The 18,088-nt window shown below is 62.7% G+C and carries 15 protein-coding genes; 8 read left to right on the top strand and 7 right to left on the bottom strand.

The window, feature by feature from the left end; all coding sequences use genetic code 11:
- Positions 1 to 37: 37 nt before the first annotated feature.
- Positions 38 to 1,834 carry a cation:proton antiporter gene (locus VFG26_RS03290; protein WP_325022189.1) on the bottom strand — a complete coding sequence of 599 codons (1,797 nt, stop codon included), beginning with the start codon at positions 1,832 to 1,834 and terminating at the stop codon, positions 38 to 40.
- A gap of 261 nt (positions 1,835 to 2,095) precedes the next feature.
- Here VFG26_RS03290 and VFG26_RS03285 point away from each other — a divergent pair, with 261 nt between their 5' ends.
- On the top strand, positions 2,096 to 4,447 hold the full coding sequence (locus tag VFG26_RS03285) for a PBP1A family penicillin-binding protein (protein ID WP_325022187.1): 2,352 nt from the start codon (positions 2,096 to 2,098) through the stop codon (positions 4,445 to 4,447).
- Between the two features lie 12 nt (positions 4,448 to 4,459).
- Here the strand turns inward: VFG26_RS03285 and VFG26_RS03280 are convergent, their stop codons facing one another.
- Positions 4,460 to 5,233: a SprT family zinc-dependent metalloprotease gene (locus VFG26_RS03280; protein WP_325022184.1), complete on the bottom strand. Its 774-nt coding sequence runs from the start codon at positions 5,231 to 5,233 to the stop codon at positions 4,460 to 4,462.
- Positions 5,234 to 5,424: 191 nt separating this feature from the next.
- Positions 5,425 to 6,030, bottom strand: a complete 606-nt coding sequence (locus tag VFG26_RS03275; RefSeq protein ID WP_325022181.1) for an SCO family protein — start codon at positions 6,028 to 6,030, stop codon at positions 5,425 to 5,427.
- Between the two features lie 134 nt (positions 6,031 to 6,164).
- On the opposite strand from VFG26_RS03275, the gene VFG26_RS03270 reads away from it, so the two are divergent.
- Together VFG26_RS03270 and VFG26_RS03265 are read left to right on the top strand one after the other, a co-directional pair.
- Positions 6,165 to 7,562: an ActS/PrrB/RegB family redox-sensitive histidine kinase gene (locus VFG26_RS03270; RefSeq protein WP_325022179.1), complete on the top strand. Its 1,398-nt coding sequence runs from the start codon at positions 6,165 to 6,167 to the stop codon at positions 7,560 to 7,562.
- A 157-nt stretch (positions 7,563 to 7,719) separates the two neighbouring features.
- Positions 7,720 to 8,286, top strand: coding sequence for an ActR/PrrA/RegA family redox response regulator transcription factor (locus VFG26_RS03265; protein ID WP_325022177.1), 567 nt, complete (start codon positions 7,720 to 7,722; stop codon positions 8,284 to 8,286).
- A gap of 17 nt (positions 8,287 to 8,303) precedes the next feature.
- Here VFG26_RS03265 and VFG26_RS03260 read toward each other — a convergent pair whose 3' ends face one another.
- Positions 8,304 to 8,801 carry an MmcB family DNA repair protein gene (locus tag VFG26_RS03260; RefSeq protein ID WP_325022175.1) on the bottom strand — a complete coding sequence of 166 codons (498 nt, stop codon included), beginning with the start codon at positions 8,799 to 8,801 and terminating at the stop codon, positions 8,304 to 8,306.
- Positions 8,802 to 8,918: 117 nt separating this feature from the next.
- Here VFG26_RS03260 and VFG26_RS03255 point away from each other — a divergent pair, with 117 nt between their 5' ends.
- The gene (locus tag VFG26_RS03255) at positions 8,919 to 10,634 is read left to right on the top strand and encodes an AAA family ATPase (protein ID WP_325022173.1); all 1,716 of its coding nucleotides are present in this window, start codon (positions 8,919 to 8,921) and stop codon (positions 10,632 to 10,634) included.
- Entirely contained in the window at positions 10,631 to 11,488 is an 858-nt protein-coding gene (locus tag VFG26_RS03250) for a hypothetical protein (RefSeq protein ID WP_325022171.1), read from the top strand. Before VFG26_RS03255 ends, VFG26_RS03250 begins: the two co-directional genes overlap by 4 nt.
- Before the next feature lie 10 nt (positions 11,489 to 11,498).
- On the opposite strand, the gene ppk2 is transcribed toward VFG26_RS03250, so the two are convergent.
- Together ppk2 and VFG26_RS03240 are read right to left on the bottom strand one after the other, a co-directional pair.
- On the bottom strand, positions 11,499 to 12,494 hold the full coding sequence (gene ppk2, locus VFG26_RS03245) for a polyphosphate kinase 2 (RefSeq protein ID WP_325022169.1): 996 nt from the start codon (positions 12,492 to 12,494) through the stop codon (positions 11,499 to 11,501).
- A 190-nt stretch (positions 12,495 to 12,684) separates the two neighbouring features.
- Positions 12,685 to 13,245: a GcrA family cell cycle regulator gene (locus VFG26_RS03240; protein ID WP_325022168.1), complete on the bottom strand. Its 561-nt coding sequence runs from the start codon at positions 13,243 to 13,245 to the stop codon at positions 12,685 to 12,687.
- Positions 13,246 to 13,911: 666 nt separating this feature from the next.
- Between VFG26_RS03240 and VFG26_RS03235 the strand changes: the two genes are divergently transcribed.
- The 3 genes from VFG26_RS03235 to VFG26_RS03225 are packed head-to-tail and all read left to right on the top strand — an operon-like array spanning position 13,912 to position 17,045.
- A complete protein-coding gene (locus VFG26_RS03235; RefSeq protein WP_325022166.1) occupies positions 13,912 to 15,084 on the top strand; it encodes an aspartate aminotransferase family protein in 1,173 nt (390 codons plus the stop codon).
- A gap of 41 nt (positions 15,085 to 15,125) precedes the next feature.
- Positions 15,126 to 16,067 (top strand): ornithine carbamoyltransferase, encoded by a 942-nt coding sequence (gene argF / locus VFG26_RS03230; protein ID WP_325022237.1) that lies wholly within the window; start codon positions 15,126 to 15,128, stop codon positions 16,065 to 16,067.
- 15 nt (positions 16,068 to 16,082) lie between these two features.
- Positions 16,083 to 17,045: an Hsp33 family molecular chaperone HslO gene (locus VFG26_RS03225; RefSeq protein ID WP_325022164.1), complete on the top strand. Its 963-nt coding sequence runs from the start codon at positions 16,083 to 16,085 to the stop codon at positions 17,043 to 17,045.
- A 372-nt stretch (positions 17,046 to 17,417) separates the two neighbouring features.
- Here VFG26_RS03225 and VFG26_RS03220 read toward each other — a convergent pair whose 3' ends face one another.
- The gene (locus tag VFG26_RS03220) at positions 17,418 to 17,981 is read right to left on the bottom strand and encodes an EF-hand domain-containing protein (protein ID WP_325022162.1); all 564 of its coding nucleotides are present in this window, start codon (positions 17,979 to 17,981) and stop codon (positions 17,418 to 17,420) included.
- Positions 17,982 to 18,088: the final 107 nt, after the last annotated feature.

The raw sequence follows: 18,088 nt of genomic DNA, 5'->3' as shown, positions 1-18,088 counted from the left end.
GAGGCGATCGTTCGCGTGCGTCGAAAACAGCGTTTTCCTAGATGCGTTTGCGGCCGGGAAGCGCGCGCGTCTCAGTTCCCGCCTTCTTCGCCGCACCTTGCAGCTCGGTGCGGAATTCGTCGCGCTTCTCGTGAATGGACGCAATGACCGGGCCGGTTGGAACGCCGAGGCCTACGAGGGCTGCTTCGGAGAGCTGAAGGCTCGCCTCGATCGTTTCGGGCACCGCATCGTTGACGCCGATCTCGTAGAGATGGCGGGCGTGGGCAGCATCCTTGGCGCGCGAGACGATGAGGAGGTTTGGATGCCGCGCGCGGATCGTTTTCACGATGGCGTCGATTTCGGCTTCCTTATGGATCGTGATGATGGCGGCCTTGGCGGTGTCGAGACCGCAATGCTCAAGGAATTCGGCATACGTCACGTCACCGAAAAAGACGGGCTTGCCTTCCTGGCGCGCATTGGCAACGAGATTGGGCGCGCGGTCGACGGCGATGTAGGAGATGTTGTGCTCGGCCAGCATGTCACCGATCAGCTGTCCGACGCGGCCGTAGCCGACGACGAGAGCTTTGACGTTGCCATCGGTCACGGGCGTCACCGTCAACGCCGGATCGACTGCAACCGGCGGGACATAGCGCTTGGCGATCATGCGGCCGACCTTGGCGCAGGCGGGGATCAGCGCCATGGTGATCGACACGGTGGTGAGCAGAATGGTCATCACGTCATGCTCAATGAGCTTGGACGCGTAGGCGAGCGTCAGGATCACGAAAGCGAACTCGCCGCACGGAGCAAGCAGCGCCGCCGATTCAATGGAGGCCGATCGCGAGATCCTGAAGAGCCGAGCCAGGCCATAGATGATGGCAGCCTGCACCGTGATTAGTCCGACCGTCGTGGCGAGGATCGCGGCGGGCTCGGATATCAGCGCGTGGATGTCGATCTGAGATCCGACGGAGAAGAAGAACACGCCGAGCAGCAGCGACTTGATGGGCTCGATGGTGGCCTGCACCGCGCGGCGGTATTCGGTCTCTGCGAGCAGGAGGCCGGCGACGAAGGCTCCAAGCGCCATCGACAGGCCGGCGGCGGCAGTCACGAAGGCGGTGCTGACGGCAACGAACAGGGTTGCGGCGATGAAAAGGTCGGCGTTGTGAGTTTGTGCAACAACCCGGAAAAGCGGCTGCAGCAGAAAGCGGCCAACGCCCAGGATAATGATCAGCGCGATAGCCGCCTGGGCCAGCGCCGTCAAAATGCCCAAGACAATCGATGCCTCATGGCCCGGCTGAAGCAGGCTGATGAGAATGAGGATCGGGACGACAGCCAAATCTTGCAGCAGCAGGATTGAGAAAGTCGTTCGTCCGACGGAGGTGGCGAGCCGCTTCTGCGAGGCCAAGAGTTCGATGACGATTGCCGTCGATGACAGGCAGAGAGCGGCGCCGATGACGATCGATACAACCGGCGGCTGGCCGAACGCATAGGCACCCAATGCAATGACCGCGGCGGATACGACGACCTGCAACCCGCCCAGGCCAAAGACGAGCCGCCGCATGGTCGAGAGGCGCTCGAAGGAAAGTTCAAGGCCGATAATGAAGAGAAGGAAAACGATGCCCCATTCCGCAAACTTCGATAATCGCTCTGGATCGGTAATCGTTAGCCAGGAAATCTGAGGGACGTAGGCTGTGAGGGCGCCAAGGCCGCCCGGACTGAGGAACGCTCCGGTGAGAAGGAAGGCGAGGATCGTGCTGACGCCGAAGCGGTGGAGCACCGGCACGACAACGCCTGCCGTGCCTAAGACGAGTAGCACGTCCTTGTAGTTGGCCAGTTCACCCGCGGCAGAAGCAGACATCAGCTTTCCTAAAGAGATTCATTACACTATGGCTGGGCCTGCAGTCGGATACTACGGGGCATATCGTTTCCCTTATCAGGCGGTACTTTTTTGCAGCGATTGCGGCTTTGCGTTGCCTCGAGAGGGGGCCATGCCGCCGGGTTTAACGCGACCTTAGCCAAAGTTTGATAGTCAGTAGCGGGAGAGATCCTCCGCATCTCCTCCCAGGTTTTTGGTCCGGCGGGGCCCCAGGGGCAAAATTCCGCGGTTCGAGGTTTTGACGTGTTGCGCGCTATCGCTGCAGCCTTGCGTTTTGCTCTGTGGCTGCTCCGCGGGATGCTGCTCGGCGGACGGCGCGCGCCCGCGCCCGAACCAGGCCCAACGCTGCCCGGCTCCTTTCAATCGGTCGCCGAACAGGCCTTCCGGCGCGATGAAGAACCGTCCGATTTCGTCAACCTGCATTTGCGCCCCCCGCAGCCGCAGGCATTGGCCGGGCCTGCTCCGCCGCGGCGCGGCCTTTTGGCGAGGCTCAGTCTCAAGCACCGGCTGGCGCTCAGCGCAGCGGTGCTCGGCTCTGGCGTGCTGGCCCTGACCTTCGCGGTCATGATGGTCTACTACACCGTCGTCTTTCCCGATCCGCTTGCCATCCGCAATTCGGCGCATACGCCGCTGGTCCGCATCCTGGCGCGCGATGGCTCGGTGCTGACGGAGCGCGGCGCGCCCCGTGAGTACGTTCCCCTCGAACAACTGGGCAAGCTCGTTCCAGCCGCGGTTGTGGCGACGGAGGATCGCCGGTTCTTCGATCATTACGGCGTCGATCCGGCCGGCATGATCCGCGCGATGTTCGCGAACTTGCGGGCGGGGCGCTTTGCGCAGGGCGGCTCGACGCTGACGCAGCAGCTGGCGAAGAACCTGTTTCTCACGCAGGACCGGACGCTGACGCGAAAGATCGCGGAACTGGGCCTTGCGTTCTGGCTCGAGGTTCGCCTCTCCAAGCCCGAGATCCTCGAGCTCTATCTCAATCAGGTCTACTTCGGCGGCGGCGCTTGGGGCGTGGAAGCCGCGAGCCGGAAGTATTTCGACAAGCCCACGCGCGAGCTGACGTTGCCGGAAGCGGCGCTGATCGCGGGCCTGCTCAAGGCGCCCTCCAAATACTCGCCGGCGGCGAGCCCGGGCGCCGCGCGTGCGCGGGCGCGCGTCGTCATCGGCAAAATGTTTGACGCTGGCTTCATCACTGAGGAGCAGGAGACGCAGGCCTTAGCGCAGACGCTCGTTTTCAACGAGCAGAAGATCGCGAAGGCGGCGACGGACGCCGGCTACGTCGGCGATTACGTTCTCGAGCAGCTGCAGTCGATCACGGGAGCAGACGACATCGACCTCGTCGTCGAGACGACGATCGACAAGACCCTGCAGCATCGCGCGCAGGAGATCGTCGCCGACAGCTTGGCGAAAAAGGGTGCGGCGCTGGGCGCAAGTCAGGCGGCGGTGGCCGTGCTCGATCGCGACGGCGGTATCCGCGCGCTCGTCGGCGGCCGCGATTACGGTGACAGCCAGTTCAATCGCGCGACAAAGGCGAAGCGTCAGCCCGGATCCGCGTTCAAGCCATTCGTCTATCTCGCAGCGCTGCAGCGGGGCATCTCGCCGGACACGATCATCGACGACGCGCCGATCACCATCGGCGGCTGGTCGCCGAAGAACGACAAGAACGAGTATGCCGGGCCGATCACGCTCAGGCGTGCGCTGGCGCAATCGGTCAACACCGTTGCCGTGCGGCTCAATCAGGATATCGGACGTGGCAAGGCGGCTGATCTTGCCGTTCGCCTCGGCATCAAATCGGATTTGCGCGAAGGTCCGGCGCTTGCGCTCGGGACTTCCGAAGTGAGCCTTCTTGAGATCGCGGGTGCCTACACCGCCTTCTCGAACGGCGGCGACGTCGTCGAGCCGCACATCATCGTGAAGGTATCGACGGGCTCTGGCCGCGTGTTGTTCGAGATGCCTGCCCCGGTCAAGGATCACAGGATTGCGGAAGCGGACCGGCTCGGCGCTTTGAACGACATGTTGAATGCCGCGGTCGTCTACGGCACGGGCAAGCGCGCGGCGCTTCCCGATCAGCCGGTGGCGGGTAAGACCGGAACCACGCAGGATTTCCGCGACGCCTGGTTCATCGGCTACACGAGCCATCTGACCGCTGGTGTTTGGGTCGGCAACGATAACGGCAAGCCGATGAACCGCACCACTGGGGGCACGCTTCCGGCCGAAATCTGGAAGCAGATCATGCGCGTCGCGCACGAAGGTCTCCCATCGGAACCGCTGCCCGGAACCGTGATGGCGAGCGCGGGCGAGGACGCGGCCGACTTCGGCATCAATCCGCTCGTGCCTACTGCCAGCGCCGCGCGGCCGCCGCGGGTCGTCGAAGCGAGTGAAACTCTGGCATCGCCTTCAAGGCGCGATGCGAAGGCGGGGCCGGCAGTGTTGAAAGCGATTGCTGAGAATGCGCGCGCGTTACCGGCATCGCAAGATCATGCGCCGGCTCGGATCGACGAGAGCTTCATCGCTCGCGCGGTGGCGACTTTGCCGGGTGAGGTAAAGGCCGCGACGGGCGATGCGCTCAAGGACATCACGCCCGTCGAATAAGCGAATTTAAGGTCAGGCTGCGGACTCGCCGTGCGCGGGTCCATAGCGATGGAGATCGGGGCCCAGAACCTGCAGCCACTGCTTGGCGGTTTCGAATTCCGGGCAGATCTTTTTGACGAGCGCCCAGAAATTCGGACCGTGGTTCATTTCCAAGAGATGAGCGACTTCGTGCGCTGCGACGTAGTCGAGCACGAAGGGCGGTGCGAGAACGAGACGCCATGAAAAGGACAGCGCGCCCGTCGTCGAGCACGAGCCCCAGCGGCTCGTCTGATCGCGGATGGCGATGCGGGTTGCCTTCACGGCTAAGGGACGCGCGTACTTTGCGACGCTGACCGTGAGATCGCGCTTGGCTTCATCGAAGAGAAAACGAGTCAGCCTTTTGGGTGCGCACTCTTCGTCTCCGGGGACGATGATCGTGGGACGGCCAGACTGGCGGGCGTTGATCGAGATCAAGCGCGTGCGCTTGTTGCCCGTGAACGTAATCGCGTGCGGCACGCCACGCAGCGGCATCGCGGCGCCATGTTCGAAGGGCACGTGGTTTGGAAGGCTGTCGAGCCTGGCGCGAACCCAATCGATATGACGATTGAGGAACGTGCCTGCTTCGTCGAGGTCGCACTGAAGTGGAAGCGTGACGATCACCGCGCGGCGCGTGCGGCTGACGCGCAATGTCAAACGGCGTGCTCCGGGATGACGTCTGACTTCGACTTGTGCGCCAATGTCCTCGAGGCGAACCGATCGCGTTTTTGAACTCAGGTCGATGGCGCGATGTCCATTCATGATCCTCATGCGCTCTGCCCCCTCAAGCCGACGCGCATCTGATCGATGCAACGAAGTGCCGATAGCGTGTGCCGGATCAATACAGCACTAACATGACCTAACAAGGTTCGCCCCGTTGCTCCAGCTGCATTCTTTTGAGCGGCGGCTGCAGCATGTGAATGTGTGGCATGCCGGTCTCAGGAACGAATCGCCGCGATTGTTTAATGAATTGCTTTGTCGATCGCGGTTGCGAGTTGATCAACGTCGTTCGTGTGCGGGATCGGTGCGAGCAGCGTTCCGTCCTTGCCCATCAAGTAGAAGATCGCAGAGTGGTCGATGCTGTAGCGCGATGGATCCTTGTCGTCAGGAACTTTCTGATAGAACACGCGATAGGCTTTCGCCGTCGATGCGATATCCGCTTCGCTTCCTGTCAAAGCGACGAGGCGCGGATGGAAGCTCTTTGCGTACTCCGCCATCCGCTCGCGCGTGTCTTGCGCCGGGTCGAGCGTGATGAAGACCGGCGTGACCTCGGAGGCGCGATCGCCAAGCTTGTCGAGCGCAGCCGTCATCACCTGGAGGCCGGCAGGGCAGATATCGGGACAATTCGTAAAGCCGAAGAAAACGAGCATATACCGTCCAAGGAAATCCTTGTCGGTTACTTGCTTCCCATTTTGATCGACGAGGCTGAACGGTCCGCCAACGGCTGGCTTGCCGGTGACCTGGACTTCAGAATTCACTACCGGAGACGGAACTTTAAGCGCAATAAAGCCAAGAGCGGCGCCTGTCAGAAGGCCTGCGAAGACCATTCCAATCGTCGTGCGGTTCATGAGCTTGATGTCTCCGTCGCCCTTTGGGTAAGAATGCAGCTAAGCTGACTAGATGTCGGCTTTCTAATGCAGGCGTGCAAGCGCGAGCGATATGCGGCTTGCGGTCACGACTTCGAACCCGGATTCATCGATCCATGAGTATGCCTACTGAGAGCGCCGCCGCGCCAGTCCTGAAGGGCATCGTAAACGAACGCGAGAGTCAGCTTCGACTCATGACGAGCGTTCGTCTTCGTTGGATGGCCGTGCTCGGCCAGCTCGCCGCCATCGCGGCGGTCACGCTCCTTTACGGCTTCCCGCTCAACATTGGAAGTTGTCTCGTTCTCATCGCCATGTCGGCGTGGCTGAATGTCTTCCTGTCGATCCGCTTCCCGGTGCGCTACCGGCTGAGCACGCGGCTCGCACTCAGCCTTCTCGTCTATGACGTCCTGCAGCTTGCCGGCCTACTCTATTTGACCGGCGGCATTCAAAACCCGTTCTCGGTTCTGCTCGTCGCACCTGTCACGGTCGCGGCCGCGACACTGCCGGCACGCTACACCGTCTTCCTTGGCGCGGCCGTGATCGCGATCGGCATCTTGCTTCTCGATTTTCACTATCCGTTGCCGTGGCGGGAGGGAACGCGTTTCCAACTTCCGACCGATTACAAAATCGGCCTGCTGCTGGCCATGATCGCGTCGATGGTCTTCATGGCCTTTTTTACGTGGCGATTGAATAAGGAGTCGCGGCAGATGTCGGCGGCGCTCGCGGCAACCGACATGGTGCTTGCCAGCGAGCAGCGGCTGCATGCGCTTGACGGACTGGCGGCGGCTGCCGCGCATGAACTCGGCACGCCCCTGTCGACGATCGCCCTCGTCGCGAAGGAACTCGAGCACGAACTCGGCAGCGACAGCCGCTACAAGGAGGATCTGCAGCTTCTTCACAGTCAGGCCCGGCGCTGCCGCGAAATTTTGCAGAAGCTCACACGCAAGCCCGACGAGCAAGACCCGATGCACGCGAGCCTCAGCGTCGTTGAACTCTTGGAGGAGGCTTCGGCGGCGCACAAGAATGCGGGCAAGCGCATCATCATATCCGCCAGTCCGTTGCCCGGCCTCGACGACGAGGTGCGCATCGAGCCCGTCGCGCATCGCCGTCCCGGCGTCATCTACGGTCTTGGCAATCTCATCGAGAACGCGGTGAGCTTTGCGAACTCGGAGGTGCAGATCACGGCCCGCTGGAACGGCTCGCATGTCTTTTTCTCGATCACGGATGACGGTCCGGGCTTTGCGCCAGAGATGATGGACAGCATCGGCGAGCCCTACGTCACGACGCGGCGCTTCGAGGACAAGGGCGATCAGGGCCACTCGGGATTGGGGCTAGGGCTCTTCATCGCCAAGACCCTTTTGGAGCGTTCCGGCGCGACGGTGACCTTTTCCAACCAGACGCCGCCCCGCCACGGCGCCCAAGTCCAGATCTCATGGCCAAGAACCGCTTTCGAGCTGCCGCCGGGCGCTTTCCAATGGCCCGGACGGCGTGCTTCGGCGACGAAAGTGGCATAAGCGCTCTTTTTGGCACGAAGCGCGGGGCTTTTTTTGCTCTGATAGTAACCTTTTGGGAGGCTTTTTGCTTGCTTAAGGGGTTGCAGCCGGGTAGGCCGCGTTGGAATATGACCCGTCCTTAATTAGCGACGGATAAGAAGTGCCCCGGGAGGCTCCTTTGGTTACCGAAGACCTGTCATTCAAACAGGATGAATTGCCGGCCGACCGCTCGTTGGTCATCATCGACGACGACAGGTCATTCTTGCAACGATTGGCGCGCGCCATGGAGCTTCGCGGCTTCGAGGTTCGTTTCGGCCACTCCGTTGCCGAAGGCGTCGATCTCATCCGCGAAAAGGCGCCGGCGTTCGCCGTTGTCGACATGCGTCTCGAAGATGGCTCCGGACTGGATGTCATCGCCGAACTCGCGAAGGCGCGGCCCGATGCGCGCGCGATCGTTCTCACCGGCTACGGCAACATCGCGACCGCCGTTTCGGCCGTGAAGCTCGGCGCGGTCGATTATCTCGCCAAGCCCGCCGATGCCGACGATGTCACGGACGCGCTTCTCGCGCCGACGGATTCGAAGGCGCCGCCGCCCGAGAACCCGATGTCGGCCGACCGCGTGCGGTGGGAACACATCCAGCGCGTCTACGAGCTTTGCAATCGCAACGTCTCGGAAACGGCGCGGCGGCTGAACATGCATCGCCGTACGCTGCAGCGCATTCTCGCCAAGCGCGCGCCGAAATAAAGCGTCGCGCTTAGCCTTCATTCCAATCCGAAACCCGGATCGCGCTCGGCGTGCAGCCGCATCGAGGCCGTGCGTGCGAGCGCAATCGTTACCGCCTTCCGTCGCGCTGCCGTCAACGGATGCTGCGGTGGGGTCCGCACCATTTCTCCCGCATAAGCGTCCGCCAGAATCAACCCGGTATCGACCGGCAGAATCTCGGTTGGGAAGTCGGGCGCGACTGCGAAGAGAAGCGCGTCGCAGTAATCGCGGTACTCGGGCCATTTCTGATCGGCACGGAAGTCGGCAATGCTCGACTTGATTTCAACGATCCAGATCTCGCCGTTGTGGCGGATGCCGAGGATGTCGGCTCGCCGGCCGTTGGCGAGCGAGACCTCGCTCACGCTCTCGAAATCAAGCGCGCGCAGCAGCCGCTGCGTGCCGCGCAGGATCGTCCGGGCGCGCTCGTAGTCCCGTGTCTTTTCGCCAGGAAGATCAGGCGGGCATCGATTCGTTGCGGAAGGCGCGGCCTCGGTCATGGTGCCGCCATTATGCCCGTGCGACAGTCCCTTGCAAGCGGACGGCCGGGGGCGGCCTTCGCTACCCGACACACGTTCAGCCGAGAGCTGTAAGTCTCCAGGGGAGAGATCGTGCGAATGGTTTTCTGGCGCAGCAGATCCGAAAAGAAGGCTGAAACACCGCCTTCCGTCGAGAACGATAGTGCAGCCGTAGAGAAATCCGCGGGCGCCGTGAAGCGTGGCGCCGCGGACGCCGCGACCAATGTCGTGACGCTGGTGACGAGCCGGCTCGCGGATCGTTTAGCCGACGTCTCGTCAAAGCCCGAGGCGGGCGAGACGAAAGAGGCGCAAGCGAAAGACGAGAAGCCCGCAAAGGATCTCGCGCCGATCAAGCCGATCGAGCAGACCCACTTCTTCGGCCAGAAGGCCGCGATTTCGAAAATTCGCACGGCGCTTGAAGCAAGCCGCGGCGAACATTTGCTCATCATGGGTCAGCCTGGAACGGGCCGTCTCGAACTCGCCTTGTCGATCGGCAAGGATGTCGAACGGTCGCCGTCGCCCGATTGGATTTACGTCGTCGATCACGATGCGCCGTCGCGCGCGAAGGGTTTCGTCCTGCCGCCCGGCGAGGGCGCGCGTTTTAGGCGCGAGGTGCGCGGGGCTACGGGCAAGGCGTGGGCTGCCTTTAAACGTTATCTCAAAAGCGAAGAGCACCGCATCAGCCTCGACCTGCTCGAGGAAGAAATGCGCTATCACAGCGAAAAGGCGGTCGAGCCGGTGCGGCGGCGCGCGGAAGCGCAGAACATCGCCGTCGTCAAATCTCTCGATGGCTACGTGCTGGCGCCGATGCACGAGGGCCGCGTCGTCAAATCGGATGTGTTTCGCTCGTTACCCGACGCCTTGAAGCGAAACGTCGAAGCCAAGATTACGGCGTTCGAGGACGAACTGCAGTCGATCGTTGCCATGCTACCCGAGGCGGAATTCGGCGCCAGCGAGAAGCACGATGCGCTTTTGCGGCAGACGGCGCTCAGGGCCGTGCGGCCGAGCCTTGCTGCCATCAAGAAACTCTATCCTGAAAACGCGGCCATCTCCGCGGCGCTCGATGCGATCGAGGAAGCGTTCATCGCGTCGGCCGTTCGCGGCGTCGGCGTGGAAGGTTACATTCCCGCCGTGCTGCTCGATTGCGACGATGGGCATTTCTACGATCCCTCCGTGCGCAGTCACGTTGTTGTGGCGCGGAATGCTTCTGCAGCGGATCTCGTCGGCGAAATCAGCCGCGATGCGCTCGGCGTTCCGGTGCTTCTTCCCGGCGATCTGATGCGGGCGGGATCAGGCATCGTCATCATCGAAGCTTGGAAACTTGCAGCCGATCCGCGCGCGTGGCTGGCGCTCAGCGCCGCCATCCGCAGCAAAGAGATCGTGCCGATCAGCGCGGCCGGTGTCGGCATCAAAGCCGATCCCATTCCGCTGCTCGCAACGATCGTCATCATCGCGGACGCGCAATCGTGGTCGAAGCTCGAGGCGATCGAACCGGGCCTCGCGCGATATTTCCCGCACGTCGCGAAGCTTGCCGACACGGTGCCGATTTCGGAGCTCAGTGAAGCCGATTTCGCCAAGGGCGCAGCACGCATGGCGTTAGACAATGGGCTTAGGCCCCTCAATGCCGCCGTCGCGCCGCTGATCTACAAGGATGCGGTTCGCCGCGGAGGAGGGCGCGTGTCCCTCGCGGGCATTGCGCTTTTGCATCTTCTGCAGGAAGCCGACGCCATTGCTGCCGATCATTCGGCATCGCAGATCCGGGCCAGCGATCTCAACGAAGCGCTGTCGCGTCGCGCCGACGGTGCCGCGCCGTGATCGCGCACGTCGCGGAGGCGTCGGAGCTGTCGGGCCGCGTCGTTCTTTGGCTCGATCCGGAGGCGAACTATCCGCCGTCGCGTCTCGAAGCGCCGGTTCGGCTTGCCGCCGCTTATGGTGCGGAAATCGAAACCGTCGTCGTTTCCGATGGCAGCACCCGTGAGGCCGTCGGCATCCCAGTGCGGATGATCGGTCAAGCCGTGGCGCCTGAGCGGAACGGTTTCGCCGAGCATGAGCGGCGCTTCGAGCTTCTCATGACGCGCTGCCGCCGCGCCGTCGATACGGTCAGTGCGGCGCACGGCGTGAAGGTGCGCCACACCCTTGCCTCCGGCGACGCGGTCGATCGCATTTCGGAGATGTGCGATGAGCGCGGGCCTTGGAACATCGTGGCGCTGGCGCGCATGCCGGCGGCGCGCAGCGACACCGTCATCGGAACCCTCCTTGCCAACGTCGGCGGCGCGACGGGATTTTTGCTCTGTGGCGAGCAGCGCTCGAAGCAGTCGCGCGTCGTCGTCATCGTCGAAGACGCTGAGCGGCTGCAATCGATGCTCAGGGCGGCGGAACGGCTCTCAGCGCCGCAAGCACCCGTGCATATCTTGATCGCCGCCGATACGGCAGAGGACTATGCCGAAATCGAAGGGCACTCCCGGCTGCTCGCGGCGGAAACGAATCTGCCCATCATTTTCGAAGAGGCCGCGCCGACCTTCGGCGTGCCGGGCGCGCTGACGGAGTTCATCGCGCGGTTGAGGCCGAGCCTCGTCATTGGCGTGTTCGGTGGTGCGGCGCTGGCCGACGGGCGCGAACTGGCGCGGGCGTCTGTCGTCGCGCGCACGCCGATCCTGCTCGTGCGCTAGGACGTTCGCCTCACGTCGGTCCGGCTTCCGGCGCATACAGGAATTCAGACCCCGATCCGATGATGAGAGGATCGGCTTTGCCGATCGCGCCGAGGTCACGTCCCTCGTAATCGATCGCCAGCAGCACGTTGCGAATGCTCTCCAGCCGGGCGCGGCGCTGATCGTTGGCGCGGATGATGGTCCAAGGGGCGGTCGCCGTGTGCGTGAAGCGCAGCATGTCGATTTCGGCGCGCGTGTAGTCGTCGTACTTGCCGAGCGAGGCGAGATCGACGGGTGACAGCTTCCATTGCTTCAAGGGATCTTTCGCCCGCTCGTAGAAGCGCTTCAGCTGCATCTCGCGGCCGATCGTCAGATAATGCTTGAAGAGCTTGATGCCGTCGCGAACGAGCAGGCCTTCGAACTGGGGCGTCTCTCGGAGGAAGACGGCGAGCTGCTCGGGCGTGCAAAATCCCATCACGCGTTCGACGCCGGCGCGGTTGTACCAGGAGCGGTCGAAGAGAACGATTTCGCCCGCGCTCGGCAGGTGGCTGGTGTAGCGCTGGAAGTAGAGCTGACCGCGTTCGGTTTCGGTCGGCTTGGGGAGAGCGACGGTGCGCGTGTTGCGCGGGTTCATGTGCTCGTTGAAGGCCTTGATGCACGAGCTTTTGCCTGAGCCGTCGCGGCCTTCGTAAATCGAAAGTATTCTGTTGCCGGTTTTGAGGTTGTGCTTCTGCAGCTTCATCAGCTCGATCTGAAGCGTGTGCAGTGTGGTTTCGTATTCCTCGCGCTTCATGCGCTTGTCGTAGGGATAGCCGCCCGAAGCCATGGCGGCATCATCGATCTCTTTGGGCAGGTTCGGAGGATCGAGCGAATAGCCTTTGGGCAAGGTCGCGGGAGTGGGGCCGCCCTTCGGGTCCTTGGCGCGCCGGTCGTCGTCGTGTCTGGAAACTACGGTCGCGGCCTGATCGGTCAGTGGATCGAAACTCGGGTCGCCGGCTTTTTCGTCACTGCGCTTGTTCTTGGCCATTGGCAATCTCCATTGCCGGATACCCTCGGGGCCAGATTAGCACGGGGCGAGGGCCGGGCAGCCCCAGCCTCGGAGGAATGGTCAATTGCTTTCGAGCGGACACAAGAAAGCCAGCACTCGCCCCCCGCGCGTGCTGGCTTTCTCTCTTCATCCATCGGCCAAGCCCCCCGGCACGCCGACGGGTAAAACCTCAGGCCCGCTGCTTGGTCGGGTCGGTGCCTGCAATGGCCGGAGCCGGAAGGCTGACCGGCGTTTCGATGTCCGTGCGATCGCGGCGGCGCGGTGCGACGGGCTGGAAGGCGCGCCGGGCATGCACTTCGCAATAGGGAAGCAACGGCACTTTGGCGCGGCCGCAGAAGTGGAATTCAGAGGTTTGCGGGTCGCCGATCGGCCAGCGGCAGCTGCACTCGCTGAGCGTTTGAATGGTTTTTCTTTCGGCGACCGGAATTTCGATCTCCTCGGCAGGCGCCACGTAAGCTTCGGCGTCCATATAGAGGGCCCGCACGGCGGGATTTCCGGCCTGCGCGAAGCGCTGCTTCACAGGGCGCTTCGTGTTGTTGGCCAGCCGGGTGCGGGGCCGGTGTGATTTCATGCGTGACGTCGTTGCCCGGCCGGATAGGCCAAGCCGATGCACTTTGCCGATGACGGCATTGCGCGTCACGCTTCCAAGGCGGCCTGCGATCTGGCTCGCGCTCAGTCCTTCCGACCAGAGCCTTTTTAAAAGGTCCACGCGCTCATCAGTCCAAGACATCCGTCGATTGCTCCCTCTCGAGCCGCATTTCGTGCGGCGGTGCACCCCCCGGTGCCCGCGGTTACCCGGCCGCAATCGAGCTCCAGCCAACGCGCGCAAACGAGCACGGCGCAGCGGCGGAGGACGACGGTCCCAACCGGTTACAAACGCAAAAACTTGAGATGACGCAGAACAGAAACGCGCACACGAGACACGGGCAGTCCGCTGACAAGCGACTAGCCCAGGGCGCGGTCAGGGCCGATACACAAGCGACTGCAGACGGCTAAGCCGCCATATGTCGTGGCCTGACAAGCATAAGTTACAACATGCTGAATCCCGTCTACAAGCCAGAGCTGCAAGCTTCAGGGTATTGACAGGGAGAAGTGGCGACTGCGCCACAGACGATTCGCGCCAGGGGATATGTTCAATTTCCGGGCTGCGAAGAGGCCCTTTCAACCATAAGGGCGTAGCATTGGCAATTCCGCCCGGAAACTCTTGGTGCGAAACCGAGCATTTATTGACAGGAATGCTTCGGAGCGTTATCAGGGGTTGTGATTGAGCCGCCGGAATTGGGCGGCTTTTTGATTTTCTGCTCAGGGTTATCCACGAACCATGTCTTCTTCCCCCGCTGCGCTGGGGAAAGCTTCCCGTAGCGCTTCTGCCACTGCCGCACCTTCGACGGCTGTGATGGGCACTTACGCTCGTCAGGACATTGTCTTCGTACGTGGCGAAGGCTGCTGGCTGATCTCGGAAGGCGGAGAGCGTTATCTCGATTTCGGATCGGGCGTCGCAGTCAACGCGCTGGGCCATGCGCATCCCAAGCTTGTCGAAGCCCTGAAGACCCAGGCGGAAAAGCTCTGGCACACCTCTAATCTCTATCGTGTCGAGGGCCAGGAGACGGTCGCGGAGAAGCTGACGCGGCTGACGTTTGCCGACCAGGTCTTCTTCTGTAACTCGGGCGCGGAAGCGGTCGAGGGCGCGATCAAGGTCGCGCGCCGCTATCATTATGTATCGGGCGCGCCGGAGCGGCAGCGCATCATCGCTTTCCGCGGGGCCTTCCACGGGCGGACGCTGGCGACGCTGGCCGCAGCTGGAAATGAAAAGTATCTGGAGGGCTTCGGGCCGACCGCCGAAGGCTTCGATCATGTCGAGCCCGGCGATCTCGAGGCGGTCGAAGCTCTGATCGGACCCACGACGGCTGCGATCCTGCTCGAGCCCATTCAGGGCGAGGGCGGCGTCAGGTCATTTTCGGCTGAATTTCTGAGATCCGTGCGCGAGCTTTGCGACACGCACGGCTTGCTCTTGGTGCTGGACGAAGTTCAGACCGGTGTTGGACGGACGGGCAAGCTCTTCGCGCACGAATGGGCCGGCATCACACCGGACGTCATGGCGATCGCGAAAGGCTTTGGCGGCGGATTTCCCACGGGTGCGGTTCTGGCGACGGCCGAGGCGGCCAAAGGCATGACGCCCGGCACGCACGGCTCGACGTTCGGCGGTAACCCCCTAGCGATGGCTGTCGCCTCGACGGTTCTCGACGTCATCACAGAGCCGGGCTTCCTCGAAGCGGTGCAAACGAAGGCGCTTCACCTCAAGCAGGGTCTTGAAGGCCTCAAGGATCAGCACGCCGGCCTCGTCGAAGAGGTTCGCGGTGCGGGCCTGCTGACGGGACTGAAGCTCAAATCCACCATCACGCCGGCGCAGGTCGTCAAAGCCGCCAACGAGGAGAAGCTTCTCATCGTCGGCGCTGGCGACAATAGCGTGCGCATTATTCCACCCCTCATCGCGACAGAGGAAGAGATTGGCGAGGGGGTGCGAGCCCTGTCGCGTGCTCTCACCCGCGTCGCTCGCGAGATGTCATGATGACCGGCTATTCGAAAGAGCTGGAGAAAGCTCCGCAAGTTATGGATACGAAGCAACCCGTCCGGACCGTCCGGCATTTTCTCGACATCTGCGATCTCGACAGCAAGACCTTGCGCGGGATCATCGACGCAGCGCATGCGATGAAAGTGGCGGGCAAACGCGTGCCCGACAATTTGCGCCCGAAGAACGCCGACGACCTTGTTCTCGTGCTCATCTTCGAGAAGCCGTCGACGCGGACGCGGGTTTCGTTCGACATTGCGATGCGCCAGCTCGGCGGCGGCGCTCTGACGCTCAATCACACGGATTTGCAGCTTGGCCGCGGTGAATCCGTTGCCGACACGGCGCGCGTTCTCTCGCGCTATGCCGACGGCATCATGATCCGCGCCAACGCGCATGCGACGCTGCTTGATCTCGCGAAGTACGCGACGATCCCTGTCATCAACGGTTTGACCGAGAAGAGCCACCCCTGCCAGGTCATGGCCGACATCCAGACGTTCGAAGAGCATCTGGGCCCGATCGAGGGCAAGTCGGTCGCCTGGATCGGCGATGGCAACAACGTCGCCGTCTCGTGGATGCACGCGGCCGTCCGTTTCGGCTTCAAGCTGAAGCTCGCCTGCCCGAAGGAGCTCTTCCCGGAAGAGGAAGCGCTCGCGTGGCTGCGCAAGGAGAAGGGCGACGTCGAAGTCGGCACGGATCCGGCGTGGGCGGTCGAGGGCGTCGATTGCGTCGTCACCGATACGTGGGTTTCGATGGGCCAGTCGGGTGCTGAGCAGCGCAAGAAGATGCTTGCGCCCTATGCGGTCGATGCCAAGCTCATGAGCAAGGCGGCGAAGAACGCGATCTTCATGCACTGCCTGCCCGCATATCGCGGGCACGAGGTCACCGAAGACGTTCTGGAGGGGCCGCAGTCGGTCGTCTTTGACGAAGCCGAAAACCGGCTGCATGCTCAGAAAGCCATTCTTGCGTGGTGCTTCGGCGCCTGAGGAACTGTCTTACCAATGCCGGCTGACACTCCGCCAGTTCCGTCCGCGATCCCGGCTGACGACGTCGTCGTCGCCTTTCGCACGCAGAACTCCAACATCCGGGGCCGGTTGGTGCGGCTCGGGGCGACGCTCGATCAGATCGTCGTTCCGCATGCGATGCCGGACCTTGCGGGCCGGGCTTTGTCGGAAGCCTTGGCGCTCGCGGCGTTGTGCGGATCGGCGTTGCCGCAAGGCGGCAATCTCAATCTGCTGATGCGGTCTGATGGGGCCGTTTCCATTCTCGTTGCCGACTACACCGCAAGCGGCCGCCTCAGGGGCTATGCCCGTTACGATGCTGACAAGGTTGCCGCGTTGGCCCAAAGCGGAGCGCGGCCCGACACGGCTTCGGCGCTGGGCAACGGCCATCTCGCGATCACGCTCGATTCCGGGCCCGGCCAGGAGCGCTATCAGGGCGTGCTCGCATTCGAGAACGCGCCGCTGTCTGCGACGGCTGCGGCTTACTTCCAGCAGCGCGAGAGCCTGCCGACCTTCATTCGCACCGCAGTTGCCGAGCAGTACGTGGCGACGCGCGAGGCATCAGAGCCTGGCACGCGCTGGCACCGCCGCGCGGGCGGACTCATGGTGCAAAGCGTCGGCACTTCGGTCGATGAGGGTGCGAGCGAGCAGGACGACGACTGGAAGCGGGTCGAGATGCTTGCGGCGACTGTCGAAGATATCGAGCTGCTCGATCCGGCGCTTACGGTCGAGCGCCTGCTGCTCCGGCTCTTCCATGAGGAAGCCGTCGCAATCGAGCGTGTCATTCCGCTGTCGTCGTTCTGCCGGTGCAGCCGCGAGAAGGTCGAGAACGTGCTGCTCGCGTTCGGCGCGACGGAGCTTTCCGATATGCTGGATGACAACGGCAAGATCGTCGTCACGTGCGAGTTCTGCACGGCGCGTTACGAGTTCTCGCTTGACGAATTGAGATCAGCGGGCGGCTGAGCTTCGCGTTCGCGGTCAGGTCCGAACTTCGCATTTCCAATAAGCAGAAGCGCAAGTTGGGCGATGGGTCCTCGGCATAAAGCCGAGGATGACATTCGTTGGCGCCGGGTACTCGCGTTCCGCTGGCCGGCCGCCGGCGCATTGTTCGCCGGGATGAGGGTTGTCATAGATGGGCCCAAGCTTGTCATCCCGGGCGAGCCATCTTGCGAGACCCGGGACCCAGTACTTGAAGACTGCGCCCTTCGCCCTGGGTCCCGGCTCTGCGCTTCGCTTCGGCCGGGATGACAATGTGGGCGTTGCCTGGATCCTGGCCCTCGCCGGGATGACGGTGGTGAAGATCGAGTGCAGCGCTTCTATCCAGAGTATGATTGCTTATCTGCCGAGACCGCCGTTTGCGGCCTTGCCGACTTGGCCGTCCGCGTCACGCGGGTCCCCGCTCTGCGGCTTCGCACCGGAGACGTCGTATTCGGTCTTTGAGCGGGCGCTCGCGATCTGCGTTCCGTCGAGCTTGCACGAACCCGCCTTGTCCATCAGCACGAAGGCGGGATTGGGCTTATCGACGAATTCCTGGCGCGTGACCTTGCCGTCGCCGTTCTGATCGAAGTAGCTCAAATCAGCGACCGTAAACATCTTGTCGACGCGGGTGAGGTTGTTCCACTCCGTCGCGTCGAGTGAATCATCGTGGTTGGCATCGGCGCCGTTGAAGAGATCCTCGGCGTAGGACTTCCATTCGTTACACGTCACGACGTTGTCGTGGTTGAGATCCCAGCTGCCGGCAGCCTGCAGGTAGGCGCGGTCAACTTCGGAAATCGAATTCCCGCCGAACGGATTGATCGAGCCGATGGAGGGCACCGAAGCGGTCGAGCATCCGGCCACGGTGAGAGCCGCTGCGATCGTGCAGGCCGAGACGTTGAGCAGTTGAATGCGTTTTTTCATTTTTGCGTCTCTGAAGATTGCGAAAGCTCGACAGGCTCGGATGATTGGTACCCTCAAGAGTGCGCCGGAAGCACGGCGATTTTCTAGAAAAGTGTGGGTTTATTGTA

The organism is Hyphomicrobium sp., assembly GCF_035687085.1.
Classification (GTDB): Bacteria; Pseudomonadota; Alphaproteobacteria; order Rhizobiales; family Hyphomicrobiaceae; genus Hyphomicrobium_B.
This window is presented reverse-complemented; position numbering and strand designations above follow the sequence as displayed.